Raw genomic sequence first — 1231 nt, forward strand, 5'->3', positions numbered from 1 at the left:
GAAGCAACGGCTGAATAAGGGTTCGGTGTCCGCTCTTTTGCTTTATCCGTCATGACCTGTGTCGAAGTCAGCGGCGGATTGTGCTGTCTGATAGGGTGCAAAAGACGCCTTGAGCGTGGCTCTTCGGCTACATCCTCATCGCCCTGGTGGTGCAAGGCATCCGCTGCTGGCGTGGCCACATCGACATCATGGCGTTCGGCGGTTGGGCCATCGGCATCATTGCGGTCTTCTTCGCGCCCAACATCGTGCAGGAACTGCGCGCGGGCGCTGCCGGGGTGATCTGATGAACCCCAACTCGGCGGTCATCGAGGACGTCGAGGACGACGGCGAGCCGCTTGCAGCGGCCATGACACGTCCCTTCACGCTCGGTGGCTTCACCCTCGCGAGCCTGGCGATCAGTCTCTACGTGCCGGGCATGGCCGCCATGATCTGCAAGGCTTGGCAGCCGGTGCTGCTGGTGCTGGTCCTGCTGCCGGCCTGCTACCTCGCCTGCCTCAAGGACGTGTACTTCTTCAGCGTCCTGGCCGCGGCCACCCGCCTGAAACCCCACCGCAACAGCCGCGTCTGGGGCTGCGCCTCGCTGAGCTCTTCAGCCGCAAGTTCGACTTGTCGTTCACGGCTCCGCGCCCTGCGGGCTTCAAGATCGACGAGCGCGAGCCCGCCGCGAGCGAGCTGATCCCGTACGTCCGCCACTACGACGACGAAACGGTCATGACCGCGGACGATGGGCTGCGGCAGGTCATCAAGATCGAAGGCCTGTACTACGAGTCGCTGTCGCGGCGGCAGATCAAGCTCTTCGAGCGCCGCCGCAACACCATCCTGCGGCAGGCCGCGGCCAGCGATCGCGGTATCTATGTGACCATGCTGCGGCGCCGTGTGTTCCTGTACCCCGACGGCGAAAGCGAAATCTGGTTCTCGCGCCTGTTCAACACGGCATGGCGCCAGCGGCACGGGCGGCGCTTACCGCATCGGCGACACGGTGACGGCCACGTGGATCAACACGGCCCTGGGCGACAACAACGCCGATACCATCGGCGGCGTGACGTTTGACTTCAGCCAGTTCGGCGGCGGTTCCGCCGTGGCGGCGACCAACGTCAACGGCGTGTGGACGGCCAGCTACACCCTCGTGGCCGGCAACATCGACACGACGAGCCGCAACGTGTCGGCGACGGTGACGGACGACGCGGGCAACACCACGACGGCGGTCGACACGACCAACGCCACGGTGGAC

At 65.3% G+C, this 1231-nt stretch carries 4 protein-coding genes; all 4 read left to right on the forward strand.

Annotation, left to right across the window (positions count from 1 at the left end; all coding sequences use genetic code 11):
* Nucleotides 1-131 precede the first annotated feature (131 nt).
* Complete coding sequence (locus SM757_RS34825; protein ID WP_322468841.1) at nt 132-284, forward strand: TrbC/VirB2 family protein; 153 nt, start codon at nt 132-134, stop codon at nt 282-284.
* The gene (locus tag SM757_RS34830; RefSeq protein WP_322468838.1) at nt 284-676 is read left to right on the forward strand and encodes a VirB3 family type IV secretion system protein; all 393 of its coding nucleotides are present in this window, start codon (nt 284-286) and stop codon (nt 674-676) included. The genes SM757_RS34825 and SM757_RS34830 overlap by 1 nt, the downstream gene beginning before the upstream one ends.
* Complete coding sequence (locus SM757_RS34835) at nt 607-1050, forward strand: hypothetical protein (protein WP_322468839.1); 444 nt, start codon at nt 607-609, stop codon at nt 1048-1050. Before SM757_RS34830 ends, SM757_RS34835 begins: the two co-directional genes overlap by 70 nt.
* A partial coding sequence (locus SM757_RS34840) for a hypothetical protein (RefSeq protein ID WP_322468840.1) occupies nt 1040-1231 on the forward strand: 192 nt, incomplete at its 3' end. The genes SM757_RS34835 and SM757_RS34840, both read left to right, overlap by 11 nt.

The sequence above is a fragment of the Azohydromonas lata genome, assembly GCF_034427735.1.
Classification (GTDB): domain Bacteria; phylum Pseudomonadota; class Gammaproteobacteria; order Burkholderiales; family Burkholderiaceae_C; genus Azohydromonas; species Azohydromonas lata.

Bases quoted from the DNA above. Each gene is read 5' to 3' on its own strand.
- SM757_RS34830 (WP_322468838.1), top strand. From the start codon at position 284: ATGAACCCCAACTCGGCGGTCATCGAGGACGTCGAGGACGACGGCGAG.